General features: G+C 27.9%; 18 protein-coding genes and 1 tRNA gene. 13 read left to right on the top strand and 6 right to left on the bottom strand.

All coding sequences use genetic code 11. The features are described 5' to 3' along the window. The first annotated feature begins 78 nt into the window (after window positions 1-78). Window positions 79-1,473, top strand: a complete 1,395-nt coding sequence (gene gnd, locus HNR35_RS01465) for a decarboxylating NADP(+)-dependent phosphogluconate dehydrogenase (protein WP_183223451.1) — start codon at window positions 79-81, stop codon at window positions 1,471-1,473. Between the two features lie 30 nt (window positions 1,474-1,503). Here gnd and HNR35_RS01460 read toward each other — a convergent pair whose 3' ends face one another. The 3 genes from HNR35_RS01460 to HNR35_RS01450 form a co-directional block, all read right to left on the bottom strand. After that, complete coding sequence (locus HNR35_RS01460) at window positions 1,504-2,043, bottom strand: BAPKO_0422 family outer member beta-barrel protein (RefSeq protein ID WP_183223449.1); 540 nt, start codon at window positions 2,041-2,043, stop codon at window positions 1,504-1,506. Between the two features lie 182 nt (window positions 2,044-2,225). Further along, window positions 2,226-2,744 (bottom strand): DUF3996 domain-containing protein, encoded by a 519-nt coding sequence (locus HNR35_RS01455; RefSeq protein ID WP_183223447.1) that lies wholly within the window; start codon window positions 2,742-2,744, stop codon window positions 2,226-2,228. 80 nt (window positions 2,745-2,824) lie between these two features. Continuing rightward, a complete protein-coding gene (locus tag HNR35_RS01450; RefSeq protein ID WP_183223445.1) occupies window positions 2,825-3,409 on the bottom strand; it encodes a BAPKO_0422 family outer member beta-barrel protein in 585 nt (194 codons plus the stop codon). A gap of 221 nt (window positions 3,410-3,630) precedes the next feature. Here HNR35_RS01450 and HNR35_RS01445 point away from each other — a divergent pair, with 221 nt between their 5' ends. The 6 genes from HNR35_RS01445 (at window position 3,631) to HNR35_RS01420 (ending at window position 10,056) form a co-directional block, all read left to right on the top strand. After that, window positions 3,631-4,167 carry a chemotaxis protein CheW gene (locus HNR35_RS01445; protein WP_183223443.1) on the top strand — a complete coding sequence of 179 codons (537 nt, stop codon included), beginning with the start codon at window positions 3,631-3,633 and terminating at the stop codon, window positions 4,165-4,167. A 12-nt stretch (window positions 4,168-4,179) separates the two neighbouring features. Continuing rightward, entirely contained in the window at window positions 4,180-4,491 is a 312-nt protein-coding gene (locus HNR35_RS01440; RefSeq protein ID WP_006433907.1) for an STAS domain-containing protein, read from the top strand. 15 nt (window positions 4,492-4,506) lie between these two features. Next, complete coding sequence (locus HNR35_RS01435) at window positions 4,507-6,648, top strand: chemotaxis protein CheA (RefSeq protein WP_183223441.1); 2,142 nt, start codon at window positions 4,507-4,509, stop codon at window positions 6,646-6,648. A gap of 61 nt (window positions 6,649-6,709) precedes the next feature. Further along, entirely contained in the window at window positions 6,710-7,867 is a 1,158-nt protein-coding gene (locus tag HNR35_RS01430; protein WP_006433874.1) for a CheB methylesterase domain-containing protein, read from the top strand. 2 nt (window positions 7,868-7,869) lie between these two features. After that, on the top strand, window positions 7,870-9,642 hold the full coding sequence (locus HNR35_RS01425; RefSeq protein WP_183223439.1) for a BB0569 family chemotaxis protein: 1,773 nt from the start codon (window positions 7,870-7,872) through the stop codon (window positions 9,640-9,642). Between the two features lie 39 nt (window positions 9,643-9,681). Further along, window positions 9,682-10,056, top strand: a complete 375-nt coding sequence (locus HNR35_RS01420; protein WP_002557158.1) for a response regulator — start codon at window positions 9,682-9,684, stop codon at window positions 10,054-10,056. Between the two features lie 245 nt (window positions 10,057-10,301). On the opposite strand, the gene HNR35_RS01415 is transcribed toward HNR35_RS01420, so the two are convergent. Continuing rightward, window positions 10,302-10,385 (bottom strand) — tRNA-Leu (locus HNR35_RS01415). Between the two features lie 8 nt (window positions 10,386-10,393). After that, on the bottom strand, window positions 10,394-11,083 hold the full coding sequence (gene pyrH, locus HNR35_RS01410) for a UMP kinase (RefSeq protein ID WP_006434015.1): 690 nt from the start codon (window positions 11,081-11,083) through the stop codon (window positions 10,394-10,396). Between the two features lie 200 nt (window positions 11,084-11,283). Between pyrH and HNR35_RS01405 the strand changes: the two genes are divergently transcribed. The 4 genes from HNR35_RS01405 (at window position 11,284) to pyrG (ending at window position 15,876) form a co-directional block, all read left to right on the top strand. Beyond that, window positions 11,284-12,360: a glycosyltransferase family 2 protein gene (locus HNR35_RS01405; RefSeq protein ID WP_006433876.1), complete on the top strand. Its 1,077-nt coding sequence runs from the start codon at window positions 11,284-11,286 to the stop codon at window positions 12,358-12,360. Window positions 12,361-12,422: 62 nt separating this feature from the next. Beyond that, window positions 12,423-13,244 carry an ATP-binding cassette domain-containing protein gene (locus HNR35_RS01400; RefSeq protein WP_006433967.1) on the top strand — a complete coding sequence of 274 codons (822 nt, stop codon included), beginning with the start codon at window positions 12,423-12,425 and terminating at the stop codon, window positions 13,242-13,244. Further along, a complete protein-coding gene (locus HNR35_RS01395; RefSeq protein WP_006433992.1) occupies window positions 13,237-14,088 on the top strand; it encodes a hypothetical protein in 852 nt (283 codons plus the stop codon). The genes HNR35_RS01400 and HNR35_RS01395 overlap by 8 nt, the downstream gene beginning before the upstream one ends. A gap of 186 nt (window positions 14,089-14,274) precedes the next feature. Then, window positions 14,275-15,876, top strand: coding sequence for a glutamine hydrolyzing CTP synthase (gene pyrG, locus HNR35_RS01390; RefSeq protein ID WP_183223437.1), 1,602 nt, complete (start codon window positions 14,275-14,277; stop codon window positions 15,874-15,876). Window positions 15,877-15,888: 12 nt separating this feature from the next. On the opposite strand, the gene HNR35_RS01385 is transcribed toward pyrG, so the two are convergent. Further along, window positions 15,889-16,413 (bottom strand): DUF1761 family protein, encoded by a 525-nt coding sequence (locus tag HNR35_RS01385; protein WP_183223435.1) that lies wholly within the window; start codon window positions 16,411-16,413, stop codon window positions 15,889-15,891. Between the two features lie 139 nt (window positions 16,414-16,552). Here HNR35_RS01385 and HNR35_RS01380 point away from each other — a divergent pair, with 139 nt between their 5' ends. Both HNR35_RS01380 and HNR35_RS01375 read left to right on the top strand, forming a co-directional pair. Next, window positions 16,553-17,143 (top strand): hypothetical protein, encoded by a 591-nt coding sequence (locus HNR35_RS01380; RefSeq protein ID WP_183223433.1) that lies wholly within the window; start codon window positions 16,553-16,555, stop codon window positions 17,141-17,143. A gap of 236 nt (window positions 17,144-17,379) precedes the next feature. Beyond that, on the top strand, window positions 17,380-18,552 hold the full coding sequence (locus HNR35_RS01375) for a methyl-accepting chemotaxis protein (protein ID WP_183223431.1): 1,173 nt from the start codon (window positions 17,380-17,382) through the stop codon (window positions 18,550-18,552). Window positions 18,553-18,594 lie beyond the last annotated feature (42 nt).

Genomic DNA, 18,594 nt, shown 5'->3' with positions numbered 1-18,594 from the left:
TTTATGATATAACATAATCTAAAAATAATAAATAAAGCAATTTGTTTAGAATGGAAAATTAGAATCAAGGAGAATGCAATGGATGTAGGAATTTATGGTCTTGGTGTTATGGGTGGCAATTTAGCCCTAAATATTGCTGATAACGGTTTTAATGTTTCTGTTTACAATAGAGATAGTGAAAAAACTGAAATTTTTGTTAAACAAAATTCTCATAAAAAGATAAATGGCTTTAAAGATATTGAATCTTTTGTTAAAAGCTTGAAAATCCCAAGAAAAATCATTTTAATGGTGCCAAGTTTGGCTGTAGAAAAGGTTGTTGAACAAATTTTACCCTTTTTGAGTAAATCGGACATAATTATTGACGGTGGGAATTCTCATTATAAGAGTACAATGAGATTAGAAAAAGAATTGTTTGCCAAGGATATTTATTTTGTAGGACTTGGAATTTCTGGAGGAGAGAAAGGAGCAAGATTTGGTCCTGCACTAATGTATGGAGGAAGTAAATCAGCTTATGAAATTCTTGAACCCATTTTAAGTAAAATTGCAGCTAGAACTAAAAACAATGATGTTTGTGTGGCTTATATTGGAGAGAATGGTTCTGGGCACTATGTTAAAATGATACATAATGGGGTAGAATACGCTGATATGCAGCTTATCAGCGAGGTTTATTTTTTCATGAAAAAAGCTTTCAATTTAGATAATTCAAAAATTTCTGAAGTTTTTGAAAAGTGGAATGAAGGCGATCTTTCGGGGTATTTACTAGAAATAACTTCTAAGATTCTTAGGTATAAAGAAAATAATGAATATTTAGTTGATAAGATTTTAGATGTTGCAAATCAAAAAGGCACTGGTGTTTGGACATCTATTGATGCTCTTGAATCTAGCATACCTGTAAATTTAATTATTGAATCTGTTTTTTCAAGATTTATGTCCGGGTTAAAACACGAAAGGATTATTGCTAGTGATTTGCTTAAGATGGATACTGTTTCTTTTGATTTTGAGCTTAGTGATTGGATTTTGGATCTTTATTATGCTCTTTTAGTTTCAAAAATAGTAGCTTATGCTCAAGGTTTTATGATGCTTAAGACCGCATCTGTGAATTATAGTTGGGATTTAAATTTAGGTAAAATTTCTTTAGTTTGGAGAGAAGGTTGCATTATTCGCAGTAGTTTTTTAGACAAAATTAAATTAGCTTATGATAAAAATCCTCATCTTATTAATTTGCTTTTTGATGATTATTTTTTAGATTTATTAAAAAATAATCACAAATCTTTGAGAAGAATAATTTCAAAGGCTAGTGAAATTGGGATACCTTTACCAGCATTTTATGCCAGCCTTTCGTTTTTAGATTCTTATTCCACTAATTACCTGCCTTCTAACTTAATTCAAGCACAAAGAGACTTTTTTGGTGCTCATTCTTTTGAAAGATTAGATTCAAAAAGAGGCGAATTTTTTCATAGTACTTGGCAATAAATTTAATAAATCAGTATGCTGATTGCGAATTTAGATATAGTATTTAGCAAATATTCCCCCAGCAAAGTTTGATTTTATTCCCGAATAAGTTCTGTGATGCGCAAGGGATCTTGTGTTTGAGATGAATTCTATTGAAGGCGCTATTTTGATACCTATTTCTAAATTTTCTGTAATGTCATAAAAAATAACCAATGGAATTCTTATTCCAAATCCCAATTCTATATGTATTAATTTAGACGTATGAGATGATAGGCTTAGATTTCCCCCTATTCCAACTCCTAAATTTAAATTTTTTATCAAATATATTGTAAAAATGAAATCAAGTGCTGCTATTGCTAATAAATTAAAATCATAAAATTTTGATTCAAGTTTAAATCCCGATAAATTTATTCCATTGCTACCGCCATAACCTATTTCAAAGTCGATGAAAGGCAATGACATTATTAAGTTAATAATTGGATTTCCAATACTTGCTCCAAAGCCAATTCCCCTATTTAGATATGAATCTTTTGCAAAACTATTTGTATATGTATTTACAATCATGATTAATAATATAAAAATTTTTTTCACCACTGTCTCCCAAATTTTGTCTTATTATTATAGTATTTTATTTTTTAATTTTAAAACAATAAAAATAAGTCTTTGACTATTTAAATTTTTCTGTCAAAGTTTTTTCAAGAGGTTTGATTTTTTAACAATTGTTCTTTTTTTAAAAAATAACAACTGTTATTTTTTAAAAAAAGAATTTTACATTAAGTAAACCAGAATCTTAGTCCCAATCCTGCGAATACTTCCCATCTAAATCCAATACCATTGCTCCAAATATTCATCCCAAGTCCTGGTGCTATTCGTAAAAATATGTCGAATTTTTTTCTAAATACCGCAAGATTTAAAGCTAAAGGCAATCTTGCCCCAATGCTCACTGGTCCAGAGCCCGATTGACTGCCGCTAAATCTTGAAAACCATATTGTTCCGTATCCTCCAGCTCCAACTGAAAAATCTAAAATATTAGCGGCTCCCGGGAATGTATATATGTAGAAAATATAGTCCAATGCTATAAACAGCGTTTTCCAGTCTGAGAATAAATTATTTACTCCACTATAAAGACCAATGTCAAGATCAAAGCTTTCTATATTAATTTGGAAAGCAATTGGGAATGGGAGTATAATTCCTGTACCAAATTTACCCCTTGCAGATTTTTTTGAATTAGCAAACCCCGAGATTGGAGCTAATAAAATAATAATTAACATAATAATTATTTTTGTTCTCATTTTTTGTTATCTCCTAAGCTAACATACTAGCTTTTTTAAAAAAATTAGTTCAATATTTTTTTTTATCTAAAAAGTGAAAACTATATCTTAAAGGTGCCTTTTATCCCGATAGAAAAGTTACCTTTTATTGGAAATATTAAATTTCCATTAGGTAATTGGCCAATAAAAATTGAAGGTGTTGTTTTTATTATAATTTCAATAATGTCATAATAAGCCTCATATCTTATTCCTAAGGGTAAACCTATCCCGATTTTATATGTAATCCCAGAAAAATCATTTGTTAAATTTGAGCTTGTAATTTTGCCTATTTCACAAAATAAGCTAGATCCTAAGAAGAAGATAAAGTTTGAATTTTTAATTCTTAAGTTTAAGAACATGTAGTCAAAATATGCTTTAAATAGCAATACCAGAGGTGATTTTGGAAAAAATTCCGAAACACTTAGTATTGTTACCCCCACTCCAATATTAAAGTTATTAATGCTGAATTCTATTGCGGTAGGATAAGGTAAAATAAAGCCAAATTTTATTTTAGTTTTTGGTTTTAAGCTGTCTATTTTTAAATCAGTTGCACTGTTTTTAAATTTTTCGTTTGTGAAAATATTTTCAACATTGAAAAATAATGTAATAATTAGCAATAAACTGGTTAGTTTGTTTTTATTTTGCATTGTTAACTTTTTTATTCGAAATTTAAATTAAACCGCAACTTTATATCTAAAATTATAAAATAGAATTCTTTTAAAATTATGTCTTTTCTTAGTTTATTAAAAATTAAATTTTATTAATTTCTAATTTGTTAATTTGTATTTATTAATATATGAGTTAATATTAATCTTGATATTAGTATTCTATTTGCGATTTAAATTGCATTTAAAGGGGTGTTTTAGGTATGGATTCAGATATACAAGACTCTTTAAGTCAGTACCTTTTATTTAGTTTAGATGAACTTTATGCTATTGAGATTAAGTATGTTGTTGAGGTTTTGGAATATACTAAGATATCAAAAATTCCAAGGACTCCCAGCTACATGGCAGGAATAATAAATAATAGGGGTAAAATCGTCCCAATAATTGATATTCGAAAACAATTTGGAATGGGTGATCGTGTTGTTGATGAGGATGATAAAAAGAGAAGCAAGGGAGTTAATGTCTCAAATATTATTATATTGACTTTAGTTTACGAGGGCGATGAATTTAATCTTGGAATTTTAGTAGATTATGTCAACGAAGTTCTTGAATTAGATCCATTTAGCATTGATGATGCTCCTAAGATTGGATCAGGGTTTAATTCAAAATTTATTTCAGGAATTGGTAAGAGTAATAATAAGTTTATTATTATTTTAGATGTAGAAAATTTATTTGATGTTAGAGAACTTTCCAGGTTTAGAAATACAACAATATATGATCCCGAATATCAGCAGCAATAGGAGTTTTTAGTCATGATTTATAGGCCTGAGGGAGAGCTTGTAATAAATAGTATTTTTAAGGTAAAAGAAGACTTATTGAATATTTTTAAAAAAATGAAAGAGGGGGATACTCTTACTATTGATCTTTCAAATGTTGAAAAAATAGATATTACTTTTATACAAATTTTATATGCATCTAATAAATATGCTAAGAATAAAAATTTATTTGTAAAAATTGAGTATCCATCCGATGAGGTTTTAAGCTCATTGATATATGGTGGGTTTTTGACAGATATTGAAGATGTTGATAGCTTTGATTTGGGATTTAATTTAGTTGGATTTTAGATTTAAGGAAAGCTTATGGATAGTAGTGATGTGATTGATAAATTTAAGAATTCCTTTAAGGAAGAATCAATAGAAAATGTTTCAGATATTGAGCAAGCGCTTCTTAATCTTGAGGTAAGCTCAGATCAAGACATTATTAATTCTATTTTTAGAAATTTACATACTATAAAGGGAAGTTCCGGTATGTTTGGATTTAATTTTACAGCATCGCTTGTCCATGAAATAGAAACAGTTCTTGATGTTGTAAAAGATGGTAGAGTGATTTTTAATCAAGCTGCTATTGATGCTACTTTAATGTCAGTTGATTTTATTAGGGAGCTTATTGAAGGTGATGAAGCAATTTCTGAGATTGACTTTAACAAGCGTAAACAGGTTTTGTTAAATGAAATTAAAAAGGTTCTTGAGACTTCTGATGTTAAGGGTGATTTTCAAGAAGCTTTAAAAAATGATTTTTCAAAGTCTGGCAACAGTTCTGTTTTAGAAGAGGTTGCTAGAGTAGATCCAGACAATAAATTTGATGATGAGGCTTTGCGATCTGAATTTAAGAGTTATAAAATTCTTTTTTCTCCTGCTAAGGGTATTTTGTTTCATGGGCATAAGCCTATAAATTTATTGAGCAAGTTGATTAATTTGGGCAATGGCTATGTTAGAGCTAAAGTAGATAATATTCCTGATTTAGAGCTTATTTCTCCTGATAATGTTTATGTTGATTGGGAGATAATACTAAACACAGAAGAGAGTAGAGAGAGTATTGAAGATATATTTGTATTTTTAGATTCTCAATCAAAAATTGATATTCAAGAATTAGATAAATGTTTTGAAGCGGATAAAGGCGATAATGTAGGGCTTAAAAATTTCAATTTGTTGGGTTTAGATAGAAATGCTAAAGATCTTGCTAATTCTTCATTGAGAAAATCTGATTTTGTTGAAAAATCCTTTTCTAATGGAGATAAAAATAAATTTAATGTTCAAGATGATACTGTTAGAAGTAAGGTTAATATTGCTAGTATTAAGGTAGATTCTAAAAAGCTTGACCATTTAGTAAATCTTGTTGGAGAACTTGTTACAATACAATCAAAACTTTCAAAAGAAGCTGAAAATAGAAGTAGCAATGTTTTAAATTCAATATCAGCAGAATTTTCTTTATTGATTAATGAGTTAAGAGATTATACAACAGGGCTTAGAACAGTTCCTATTGAGATTTTATTTGTAAAATTTCAAAGAATAGTAAAAGATTTATCTGCTAATCTTGGTAAGTCAATTCTTTATCATGCTTATGGGGGTGATACTGTTCTTGATAAAAGTATTATTGAAAAACTTAATGAACCTTTAGTTCATTTGATTCGCAATTCAATAGATCATGGAATTGAATCGTCTGAAGAGAGAGAAAGATTAGGAAAGGATCCTAAAGGCATTATTAAGCTTTCAGCGTTTCAATCTGGGGATTCTGTTATTGTTGCTATTGAAGATGATGGAAGAGGTCTTGATAAGGATAAAATACTTAAAAAGGCCATAGAGCGTAATATAGTTTCTGACTCATCTGCCAAAACTTTATCAAATATTGATGTTTATAATTTGATTTTTGAGCCTGGATTTTCAACTGCAAGTTCTATTACTGACATATCAGGTCGTGGAGTTGGGATGGATGTTGTTAAGAAACAGGTTGAATCCTTGAGAGGAAATGTTGTTCTTGAAAGTGAGCTTGGTAAATATACTAGAATTAAATTAATTTTTCCATTGACCTTGGCTATTATTGAGGGTTGGCTTGTTAGAGTAAAGAATGAACACTTTATTGTTCCTCTTTCTAATGTTGAGTCTTGTTTAGAATCTAATAATTTAATTTCTCAAATAGATGGGGTTGAAACTAAAAGTAATGTAATGAATTACAGGGGTAGTATGATTAGTTTTATTCGGCTTAGAGAGTTTTTTCAGGTTTCTGACGAGAAGAGTTTTAATGAGCAAGTTGTTGTTGTGAACACAAATAGTGGGAAGATGGGCATTGTGGTTGACGAAGTTTTAGGACAACATCAAACCGTTATAAAAGCTTTAGGTAAAATTTATTCTCGAGTGGAAGGTGTTTCTGGGGCCACTATACTTGGTGATGGAAGTTTGGCTTTAGTTGTTGATATAGATGCAATAACTAAGCTTATAAGATAAGATAAAAAAATCTAAAATACAGATTTTTTGGTTTTAAAGGTAAAAATATTAAAATATAATAATGAAGATATTAGTAATTGATATTCAAGGTCTTATAAAACAGGTTTTTATTAGGGCTTTTTCTAAAGATAATGATGTTGAAATATTAAATGCTGGTTTTAATTCTTTGAATCTTATTAATGTGTTTTTACAAAAGTTTCCAGACTTAGTTATTATTGATGAGAGTACGGCAAGATCTAATTTTGGAAATTCTTTAAACAATGTTCTTAATAATATATCTCTTCCAATTGTATTTATTGCGCAAAATGAAATGTTTCCAAATTTTGGATGTCTTGAGCAAAGTAAAGAAAAGGTTAAGTTGATAATAAATAAGCTTAATTTTAAGCTTACAGTTGATTTATTTCGCAGCAAGTATTTAGCTTTAATAAAGCTGGAGTTGAAAAATTTAGGTAAAAATAAATTAATATTTTCATATGAGGCTAAAAGAATTCCCGCGCCTGATTTTTCTAGTCATTCTAAAGTAGAGTTGAGGAAAAATGATTTAGATGATTCAAGTATAAGGAAAAGCTATAGAGTTTCTGATGTTATTAATTTTGCCCCCAAAAATGATCCAGATGTTATTATTAAATATCAAGGTCTTCTCAATAAGCACAAAACTGGCAAGATTATCGTTGTGGGCTCTTCAACAGGAGGCACAGAGGCGTTAAGAATTTTTTTAAGCTCTTTTAAAAAAGATTCGCCCCCAATTATTATTGTTCAACATATGCCTGGAGGATTTACAAAATCTTTTGCGAAAAACTTAAATAATGAATTTAATATTGATATTAAAGAAGCTGAAGATGGAGACATTCTGCGTCCAGGTCTTGTAATAATTGCTAATGGAAGTTATCATTTGATTGTAAAATATGTTAGTGGAAATTATTTTGTAAATTTATTAGATGGACCTCTTGTTAGTAGGCATAAGCCTTCTGTAAATGTACTTTTTAGGTCTGCTGCAATGTATGCAGGTTCTAATGCTATTGGTGTTATCCTTACAGGTATGGGAGATGATGGTGCTGTTTGTATGCTTGAAATGAAAAAAAATGGTGCTTATACTATTGCCCAAGATCAAGAAACATCTGTTGTTTTTGGTATGCCAATGGAAGCTATAAAAATAGGAGCTGTAGACAAAATCCTTCCTTTAAGTAAAATAGCCGATCATGTTCTAAGGAGATCTTAGTAATGGATAATGACAATAATGATTTTTTTGCCAATGAATATTTGGCTACCTTATTTTATAAACTTGAAGCTTTTGATGAGAGCGCAAGGCATATTTATTCAAATTTAAGCAAATCAATTCCTAAATTAATAGAAAAAGTTTCTAAAGATTCTAAAGATTTAGCTTTTAGTATTGATTTGATTTCTAATCTTGATCTTGAGAATGATACTTCTTTGAATAATTTTATAGCTAAGATTATAGGAGCATTAGATGATTTTGTTGCATACTTTAATTCTTCAACAACGTCTCTTGAATCTCAATTTAGTATAATACGGAGTAAGGTTAAAGATATAGAAATACTTGAAGATGTGATTGAAAAAATGAAAAAAAGCTCTCTTGATATGGAAATAATGTCTATTAATACGTTAACAGTTGCTATGAGAGCTGGTAAGGCTGGGGGAGCTTTTTCTTATATTACTAGTGAGATTAAGGTTTTAACTCAATCTATGATTAAGCAGGCAGATCAACTTACTAGTAAGGGGCGCGAAGTTAAAATTGGTCTAGATAGGGCTAAAAATCAAGTATACGAAAGCAATACGGCTGAAAATAAAATTCTTGAAGAGTTTAGAGATAATTTAATGAAGAAAATAGATGATTTTTCAGATGGAATAGGAAGCGTTATTGCTCTTTATGACGATATTTTAAAGGTTTTATTAGAGTTTAAATTCAAACTTGTAAATTCTATTTCTTATCTTCAGTTCCAAGATAGGCTAACTCAATCTTTGCAACATTTAAATATTATGTATTCTAATATTGATGTTTTTAAATTTAAAGACATAAGTGAGATTCAAAAATTAAAAATTTTATCAGTTTTTACTGATACATCAAAAGTTATAGTAAAAGATCTTCTTGAAAAGCTTGAAAAAAATTATACTGTTTTTGAGAAATTTATTGATGCTTCTCTTAGTTCTATTCAAACTATTAACGATTTAAGGTCTGATAATTCCTTATACATAGATATCCCCAAAATACTAGAACAATTTTCTAGTATTTTATCTGATCTTCTTAGAAGAATTGATGATGTTGAGAAAAATAATTCCAATTTTTTGAATTTATATTATGAACAGGTTAAGCTTATAAAATCATTAGAGCTAATGTTTTCAAATATTTCAGCTATTTCTACTAGGTTTCAAAATATTAATATAGCGTCAAAGATAGAAGTTGTCAAAAGATCGGAACTTAAAGCTATGGAGGGGAATATTTCAGAAATGTCGAAAATTATCAAAGAAATTGATTCTAATATTACCAAGGGAATAGAATTTTTGGATCAAATAATCTTTTTTCTTGAAAAAGTTGTTAAGGATTATGATAATAGATTTTATCTTGAAAAGAATTATTTTAATAAATTTAAAAAATTATTTCTGGAAATTAAAAATGATATTTTCGATATTAAGAACGTAGCTATTGATAATATTTTGTCTTATGAAGTTTTTTCAATTGAGTTTATGGAAGTATTTGAAGAAATGAAATTAGAAGTCTACAATGTTAGAAATTTGAAAAATTCTCTTTTGGATATAGACAATTTTTTAAGCAATATGGAAAGCAAAATAAATTTTAATCTTAATTTAGCTTTATCTAAAGCTGGAATTCAATCTGTTGAAGTTGAAGATAAAGAATTTGTTAATAGAATTGCTAATCGATTTACTTTATTTATTCATAAAAAGCACTTATTGTCTTTAATAGAGGAAGCTAAGGATGTTCATTCATTTGATGAGGGTAGTGTAATTTTGTTTTAATTTTTATATACTTTTGGGAGGGTTTTAGGAGAAAATTAGATGAAAAAAAGAATTTTGGTTATTGATGACAATAGGGCAATAAGGCAAAGCGTTGCTTATATTTTAGAACAAAACGGTTTTGGAGTCTCAGAAGCAAAGGATGGTCTAGAAGGGGTTTTAAAGTTTAAAGAAGCAGTTGGGCAAGGAGATAAAGATTTTGATCTTGTTATTACGGATATTAACATGCCTAATTTAGATGGTATTGGTGTTATTAAGCAAATAAGAGAATTTGGTAGTTTTGTTCCCATACTTGTTCTTACCACTGAATCTGAGCAATCTAAAGTTGATGAGGGTCGTAAAGCTGGTGCTACTGGGTGGCTTGTTAAGCCTTTTAATCCTGAAGCTTTAATGAAAACAATCTCGAAGATATTTTAGGTTTTGATTTTTTAATTAATTTTTAAAGTTTTATTATAAATTTAAATGATTTTCAATATATTCTTTCAGAATAAAGATGGCATATTGAGGAGATATTTTATTTTAAGAATGTTAAATTTTATTAACCGAAAAAAGTGTCAAGTTTTATTAGTATAAATAATTTATGAAACTAAATTTTATCCAAAAGACCAGTCATTGTATGGTAATGCTTGTTAATTTTGAAGTTTTTAAAAAAGCAACTAGAATACCGGTAGTCGGAGTCGAACCGACACGAAGTTGCCCCCATCAGATTTTGAGTCTGACGCGTCTACCAATTCCGCCATACCGGCATTAACTTTTATTTTACTATAACAGTGCCAAAAAAATCATTATTTTTATTGAAAACTTTTTCTAAGTTTTCAATATTATTTCCATTTACTATGTAAAGGGTAAGCCCAAGTTTTGAAGAAAGTTTTGTTGCTATTGGGTCAAAAGGCAAATTTAATCCGGGATTCCATTTTTGACCTACAATGTTTTGTAATTGTTTCCAATTTAATTTTTTAAAAGCCGTTGCATTTTTAAATTTTTTTGGATCTTTATCATAAACTTGATTTACATTTGTTATATTTATGATATCTTTTTTATTAAATTTTTCTGCAAGTTTTACGGCAATGTAATCTGTTGAAAACCCCGATTTCCAACCCGAAGCGATTAGTATTTTCCCTTTAAAAGAAAAATTTTTTAAGGGATTAGTGATAATTTTGTCTTTACAAAGTGGATTCATTACTTTACACAGAAATTCTGCGTTTAACTTTGTTGACATTATTCCAATCTCATCAAGCTCGCGAACTTTAAAATTAGGATTTATTTTTTTGTAGGCGTCTTGGTATTCTCTTGCAACTTTTCCTCCACCAACTATTAAAATGATTTTTCTTTTTTCATTTTCTAGCAACCATTTAAAAACAAAGTTTTTAAAGTTTTTAATGAATTCTATGTTGATTTGATTTGAATTTATTATTCCTCCCCCAAGACTTACTATTTCAAGCATTCAAGCTCCTTATTTAGGTTAATGTTTTTTAAATTTTTTACTTTTAATAATATATCAATTTCTGCTAAACTTTTCATTAAAAATGAGTTTAAAACAATACAAACTTGTTAATTATATATTACAATTTAATTGTTATGCAAAAAATTAAAAGAATTTGTTGTTAAGTGTTTTAGCTTTGATTTTACTTAGCAGTTTTTATTTTGGAGGATATTGTGCATAAGTATAAAGTTTCTGTTATTATTTGTTTTTTTAATTCGGCTGAAACTCTTGATTCAATGATAAAGGACGCTGTTAATCAGACATTAAAAGATAAAGAAATTATATTAATTAACGATGGTTCTTATGATAATAGTTTAGAGATAGCAGAAAAATATGCTAATAAATACAGTTTTGTTAAGATTTTTAGTCAAAAAAATATGGGTCTTTCTGCTTCTAGAGACAAGGGACTTTCTGAAGCTCAAGGAGAGTATGTTATTTATTGGGATGGTGATGATTCTGTAGAGAGTACTATGCTTGAAGTTTTATATAATAGGGCAAAGGCAGATAATTCCGATATTGTTTGTTCTCAATTTTATGTTTATTTTCTTGCAATAAATGTAAAAAGAAAATCCCTACTTCCTTTTCCTAATTATCCATTAACAGGTAAAGAGGCGTTTAAAAATTTGCTTTTTACTGTTTATGCGACTTTTGGAAGGAAAAATTTTGTTGTCGGAACATTATGGGATAAGTTGATTAGACGAGAATTAATCTTAAAGAATAATATTCGTCAGCAAAATGTAGTATTTGAAGATATAGTTTTTGTTATGCAAATTTTTTTAAAAGCTTCTAAGGTTTCTTTTGTAAATAATTATTTTTATACCAATTTCCAAAGAATGGGAAGCATGAGTTCTTCTATTAGTGTTTTGCATAAAGCTAAATTGTCCCTTAATATAATAGAAACTTTATTAAAAAGAGAAGGTGTTTTTAACGAATATCAACATTTATATAAAAGATTTTTTTTGCAATTTTATTATTTTATTTCTTTTAAGCAAATTTATATTATTAGTTGGAATATTCCCGATAAGCTGGTTTACAAGGCTTATAAAGAAAAGCTTATTTCTGTTCTTGATGAGATTAAAAGATTATCTGAATTTCAAGATTGTTATGAATATGTAAAAAATTTTGGATTTAACGAAATTCAAATTTTGCCTAGGATTATGCTAAAAATTTGGAATTTTAGCTCAAGACTTTATGTGAATTTTTCTATATTTATTTATAATTTATTCATAAAAAATTGAATTTATATTTTTGGGGTAATTAATTTTTTTCCTATTTTAACCTTTGATTTTAAGGAGTATTTATGACTATTGAAGCTATTAATGTAAAATTTTCCTATAGGGGAAAAGAAGTTTACTCAGATTTAAATTTAAACATTAATACTCCCCAAGTCTATTTACTTCTTGGTAAAAATGGAGTTGGAAAAACAACTTTACTTAAACTTGTAAGCGGACTTTTAGAGCCATTAAAAGGAAAGATTTTGTTTAACTCTTTAGCAGTTTTTCCAAGAGATCCTTTGAATTTAGTGAATTTATTTTTTATTCCGGAAGAATTTTCACTTCCTAGACTGTCTTTGGCCGAGTACAGTAAAGCCCTATCTAGATTTTATCCAAATTTTAATAATGCAGATTTTGAAAAATATTTATTAGATTTTAATCTTGATATCTCTCTTAATCTGTCTTCAGCTTCTTTTGGGCAAAAGAAAAAAAGTATTATTGCATTTTCTCTAGCTACAAATGTTTCTTGTTTATTGTTTGATGAGCCAACAAATAGTCTTGATATTACTTCAAAGAATGTTTTTAGAAACGTGCTTTCTAATTTAAATAATAGGATCATTTTTATTACAGGTCACAATGTAAGGGATTTGACAGGAGTTGTAGATTATTTAATTATTGTTGGAGAAAAGTCAATTCTTTTTTCCAATTCAATATCTTATATTAATAAAAATTATAAGATTAAAATTATTAGCGAACTTAATGGGAATGAATTGTATTATGAAAAAAATAAAGATGGGTTTAAAGCGCTTTATTTTGAGAGTAGCAATGGAACTGAAGCTGTTGATATTGAATTTTTCTTTTTATATGTTACTGAAAATAAAAAAGGAGAGGCAATAAAAAATGTTTAGCTTAAAAAGATTTTTAAATTTATTTTATTTTGATTTTTTTTATAATAAAAAATTTTATGGTTTATTAATAGTTAAAATTTTAGGAATTATATTTATATCTTATTTTCTTGTTAGATTTTATTTTAATGTTACACCAATTGATTTTTTAAAATTCTTTGTTCCTAAAATTTTGATTTTAACCTTAATTGTATCGATGTTTGCTATGTGTGATTATTATAAAGTAATTCACGATCCATTTAGAAATATTCTTTATTTATCTTTACCTGTTTCAACTTTTGAGCATTATTTTTTCAATTTAGTTAAATATTTAGTTGCGTTACCGTTGATTTTAATATTTTTTTATTATTTAGGGTTTAATATTTTATTATTTTTAGATAGTGCATTTTTTTTAAAAGGTAAGAGTGCTGTATTCTTAGAATTAAGATATCTTTCTGATTTTTTCTTTTTTAGCTATTTTAATTTTTTATCTATTTTTTCAATCTTCATGTTTTTTAGAATAGCTTTTAAAACACATCCTTTTGTTAAGGTTTTGATATTCTTTTTAGGGACTATTGTTTTATTGTTTTTCTTAACGTCTTTTGTGCATTCGGTTTTTAAATATTCACCATGTTCTTCAGATTTAATTTTTTCTTTAGATAGATTTTTAGGTGATCTTTTTTTTAAAATAGTTTATAGTTCGGTATTTTTTTTATATTTAGCTTCATATTTTAAGATAGTAGAGTTTGGAAGTATTAGAAAAAAAAGCAATTTGTTTGCTATTGTAGGATTTATAGTTTTTTTGGCAATGTTTAATTATTATTATTTAACCAAAGGTTCATTATATTGCTTTGTTAAGTATGATTAAAATAGTTTAAAAAATTTAGAGCAAGGGCTTAGAAATAGCTTTTTAGCTAAGCATTAATAATTTTTATTTTAGTTTAATTTTTGTTTGTTTTAATGCAATTAAGTATGTTTTATATGTTATTTGTGCATTCTTCCTTAAGTGTAAGCTTAATTGGTTTGAAATTTAAAGGTTTAATTTGGGGTATAGATGAAAAAAAACTTGAAAATTTTAGTAATAACAGGGGGTGTGATCTCTGGGATTGGTAAAGGAGTTACATCGGCAAGTATTGCAAGGTTGTTTAGATATGATTTTAGGGTTACTCCTATTAAATGTGATGGATATTTAAATACTGACCCTGGGACTATTAATCCTGTTGAGCATGGGGAAGTTTTTGTGCTTGATGATGGGGGAGAGGTTGACATGGACTTTGGTCATTATGAGAGGTTTTTAAATCTTAATGCTAAGTCTAATTGGAACATTACAATGGGCAAAATATACAAAAAGATACTTGAAAATGAGCGAAAGGGTAAATATTTAGGAAGAACAGTTCAACTTATTCCTCATGTTACTGATGAGATTAAGTCTACAATTTTTCAGATTGCAAGTTCTGAGAATAGCGAAATGTTGATAATTGAAATTGGTGGAACTGTGGGTGATATGGAAAATATTTTATTTATTGAAACAGTAAGGCAAATAAGACATGAGATTGGGAGTGGCAATATCGCTTTTATTCATTTAACTTATGTGCCAAGTCCAGCAGGAATTAATGAGCAAAAATCCAAACCTACTCAACAGAGTGTTAAAACTTTAAATAAAGCAGGCATTTTCCCCGATTTAATTATTGCAAGAAGCTCTCAAGTATTGACAGATCAAATCAAAAAAAAAGTGGCAATGTTTTGTAATGTTGAGAGTACTTCTATTATTGATAATGTTGATGTTTCTACTATTTATGAAATTCCTATATCTTTTTACAAACAAGGTGTGCATGAGATTTTAAGTTCTAAGTTAAATATTAAGGTTGATCCAAAAATAGAAGAGCTTTCAAGGCTTGTAGGAGTTATAAAATCTAATTTTTTTATGCCTAAAAAAATTATTAATATTGCTATTTGCGGTAAATATGCTGAACTTGATGATTCTTATGCATCGATTAGAGAGTCTTTGGTTCATGTTGCAGCTAATTTGGACCTACTTATTAAAAGCACCATAATTGATTCTAATGATTTAAATAAGAGTCGTTTGAAAGAGTTTGACGGTATTATTGTTCCTGGTGGTTTTGGAGGTAAAGGATATGAAGGCAAAATTACTGCTATTAAATATGCTCGTGAGAATAATATTCCCTTTCTTGGAATTTGTCTTGGTTTGCAGCTTGCTGTAATAGAATTTGCTCGTAATGTTTGTGGTATACTTGATGCTGATACGGAGGAAAATCTAGTAAAAGACAAACCTTTAAAAAATCCTGTTATTCATTTGCTTCCCGAACAAAAGGAAATTAAGGATAAAGGTGCTACAATGAGACTTGGGGGATATCCTGTGATTCTTAAAAAGAATACAATAGCCTTTAGGCTTTATGGTCAAGACAGGATAATCGAAAGATTTAGACATAGGTATGAAGTTAATAATGATTATTTAAATTTATTTGAAAAAAATGGGCTTATAGTATCTGGATTTTCAAGTGATTTTAAAATAGCGAAATTAATAGAAATTCCTAAAAATAAATTTTTTGTGGCTTGTCAATTTCATCCAGAACTTATTACAAGAATAGAAAATCCAGCCAAGCTTTTTTTAGGGCTAATTAAAGCTTGTATTTAAGGCCTTATTTGTTTAGTGAGTAGGCAGGTTTTCAAAATTAATGTTTGTAGTGCTTTCAAATTGCAATATTTTATAGCTTAAAAATAATTTAGAAAATGTGGTTAGCAATATTATTATTAAAAGATCAAAAAAAGCATTAGCTATTGTCGAATTAAACGGTCTTTTTTCATAGATTATATCGTTTATTACTTTAGGTAAGCTAAATGCAAGCCAAGTTATACTAGATATTAGTATTGCAGATAATATATTGTAATTTAAGCTTGTTAAGTTTCCAAGAGAGTTATTAGTTAGGGTTATTAAATTGTTAAATAAATTAATAAGAGCGTTGATTAAAAAACTTTGTAATAAATGATTGAAAGCTAAAACGACGATAATAATTATTTTGTATTGTTTGTTTTTAGTATTTAACGTGTTGTTATTGTCAATTATTTTTTTTAATAATATTTTGCGATATATTATTTCTAGTAATATTTTAAATAAAGTCATGCTGACTATTAATATTAGATTAATATTTGAAAACATAAATTTAATTAACATAATTTTCCCCTTCATTTTAGGCAATGAGTTAATTATAATTAGTATATACTAAAGTATTTTGATTTATTTAGTACTATTCGGATTTTATTGTATTTTTATAATAGTTTTAGTTTTTGGCAATTTTTATTAGGAGGATTGAATGAAAGAAGAAGACATTAGAAAAACAATTTTAATGAAAAGACTAGTTAAATATTTTTTTGATGAGCTTAAGTATAGAATGAAGATTCCTTGTCTTAGGATAAGCAATAAAGAGATGAGTACTAAGTACATACTTCTCAATCTTTTTAGGAAAATTGCAAATCTTCCTTTTAATAAGCAATATGAGATAGAAGAACAGTTTGCTCTTGAAGTTGGTGAGAGAGTTGTGCTTACGGATGCTGTTTTGATTAAAAGAATTGATCATGAAAGATGTGTTATTATTGGGATTGTTGAAGCAAAAACGGATCAAGTTGATCTTGATTATGAATTTAATAGATTCTTTCTTCAAGACAAAAAAACCAATGTTCTTTTTTGGCAACCCAAAAAAGTTATTCTTAAGCAAGATGATAAATTATTTACAGCAGAATCAGATGATATTTTTAATTTTGACAACGATTTTAACTTGCCAAAAGTTAAGGCTAAATTAGAAGAATTTATAAATATTTTCTTGTGTTTTTTTTCTTACAGAGATGCTCTTTTTGAGTATAATGAAGCTAGCGGGCGTTACTCTTGGATAAAAAGAAGTAAATAAAATTTAATATTAGTTGTAAATTTAATTGAATAAGGAGAATGATTTGTATCTTTAAATGGTTTTATGGTTTAAGGTGAAAGCCTAAGTTTATATCAAAGTATCAATTTTACTATTTAAATATAGAAATATTTTTTTATTTGTCAATGTATTTGATTTGATATTAAAGTTGGAATAATGTGTCAAATTAAATGCTTAAGCATCTATTCAAAAAAATTTTTTTATGGTAGAATCCCTTTATGAAAAAATTTTCGATTTTTAAAAAAAAGAAAAAAAAAGTTTTTGATTCAAGCCTTTTAAATGCTGTCAGCGATGACAAAAAGGATTTGAGTACGTATGAATATAAAGTTCCTGTTAAGGAAATGTTAAAGGGATTTTATCATACCAAAGCTTCCATTGCCGCTTTAAAGGTAGGATTTGAGTCATTACAAAGAATTTTGTTTTCTGGAATAGATGATTTTGACAATATATTTTCTATTCTTATTAAGATTACAAATAATGCTCGTGATCAGATAAGCGTTATTTTTAGTGATATTAGTAAAAATAGTAAGGAAAAGCTAAGCCAAATATCTTCTGTTATTGTTGGAATTCAGGGAAGCTTAGAAACAATAAGTAGTTTTTTAGGCGCTACCAATATGATTTCTCTTAATGCAAAGCTTGAGGCTGCAAGGGCTAAAGAGTATGGTAAAGGATTTTCTGTTGTTGCAGATGAGATTAAGCGACTTTCTGATCAGGCAAAAGGTGTTATGAATATGATTTCTGTAAAGGAAATTGAGGAGGTTTCTAAAGATTTAATTTCTCATAACCTTATGGATTTGCAGATTGATATTGATAAGTTCTTTGCTGAGATTCTTGAACAGCTTAATTATCTTGATAGCATATTTAAGCGCTTTACAAAAAGTCAAGAGGAATTTTCTTCTTTAGTTGAAAATCTTGATAGCATAGATGCTAATATGACTTATTATTCAAAGAATTGTGATTCTTTGATTGGTTCTGATACTTTTATGCTTTCTAATGATGAATTTTTAAAAGAGTTAGAATTTATTATCTCAGAACAATTTTCTTGGATTAATAGTTTAAGATTAATTGTTGAGGGACAAAAGTCAATATTCATTCAAACGGATGCTTCCAAGCATGGGTTTGGATTGTTTTATAAAGGATTGTCTCCTAAGAATGATACTGTTAAGCAATTGTGGGAAGAAGTATATATTCCTTATTTAAATATTAATAAGTTTGCAGCTGAAATTTTGATTATATTTAGGGTAGAAAATCGCGGTGACAGCGGCTTAAGACAAGCTAAAGATTTTTTGGCTCAATCAGAGAGTTTGTCCGAAGAAATTGTCAGAAAACTTGAGCACATTAAGAAAGTGGTGATTGAATTGGATAATCAAGGAATTAGTATTTTTTCTTAATCATTTTGATAAAAGTTGTTGTGATAATTTAGATTTAAAATT

Source organism: Borreliella spielmanii (assembly GCF_014201705.1).
GTDB classification, from domain to species: domain Bacteria; phylum Spirochaetota; class Spirochaetia; order Borreliales; family Borreliaceae; genus Borreliella; species Borreliella spielmanii.
The sequence above is the reverse complement of the archived record's forward strand: the minus strand, read 5'-3'. Positions and strand labels throughout refer to the sequence as shown.

Bases quoted from the DNA above. Each gene is read 5' to 3' on its own strand.
- gnd (WP_183223451.1), top strand. From the start codon at position 79: ATGGATGTAGGAATTTATGGTCTTGGTGTTATGGGTGGCAATTTAGCC.
- HNR35_RS01455 (WP_183223447.1), bottom strand. From the start codon at position 2,744: ATGAGAACAAAAATAATTATTATGTTAATTATTATTTTATTAGCTCCA.
- HNR35_RS01450 (WP_183223445.1), bottom strand. From the start codon at position 3,409: ATGCAAAATAAAAACAAACTAACCAGTTTATTGCTAATTATTACATTA.
- HNR35_RS01445 (WP_183223443.1), top strand. From the start codon at position 3,631: ATGGATTCAGATATACAAGACTCTTTAAGTCAGTACCTTTTATTTAGT.
- HNR35_RS01440 (WP_006433907.1), top strand. From the start codon at position 4,180: ATGATTTATAGGCCTGAGGGAGAGCTTGTAATAAATAGTATTTTTAAG.
- HNR35_RS01435 (WP_183223441.1), top strand. From the start codon at position 4,507: ATGGATAGTAGTGATGTGATTGATAAATTTAAGAATTCCTTTAAGGAA.
- HNR35_RS01430 (WP_006433874.1), top strand. From the start codon at position 6,710: ATGAAGATATTAGTAATTGATATTCAAGGTCTTATAAAACAGGTTTTT.
- HNR35_RS01425 (WP_183223439.1), top strand. From the start codon at position 7,870: ATGGATAATGACAATAATGATTTTTTTGCCAATGAATATTTGGCTACC.
- HNR35_RS01420 (WP_002557158.1), top strand. From the start codon at position 9,682: ATGAAAAAAAGAATTTTGGTTATTGATGACAATAGGGCAATAAGGCAA.
- pyrH (WP_006434015.1), bottom strand. From the start codon at position 11,083: ATGCTTGAAATAGTAAGTCTTGGGGGAGGAATAATAAATTCAAATCAA.
- HNR35_RS01400 (WP_006433967.1), top strand. From the start codon at position 12,423: ATGACTATTGAAGCTATTAATGTAAAATTTTCCTATAGGGGAAAAGAA.
- HNR35_RS01395 (WP_006433992.1), top strand. From the start codon at position 13,237: ATGTTTAGCTTAAAAAGATTTTTAAATTTATTTTATTTTGATTTTTTT.
- pyrG (WP_183223437.1), top strand. From the start codon at position 14,275: ATGAAAAAAAACTTGAAAATTTTAGTAATAACAGGGGGTGTGATCTCT.
- HNR35_RS01385 (WP_183223435.1), bottom strand. From the start codon at position 16,413: ATGTTAATTAAATTTATGTTTTCAAATATTAATCTAATATTAATAGTC.
- HNR35_RS01380 (WP_183223433.1), top strand. From the start codon at position 16,553: ATGAAAGAAGAAGACATTAGAAAAACAATTTTAATGAAAAGACTAGTT.
- HNR35_RS01375 (WP_183223431.1), top strand. From the start codon at position 17,380: ATGAAAAAATTTTCGATTTTTAAAAAAAAGAAAAAAAAAGTTTTTGAT.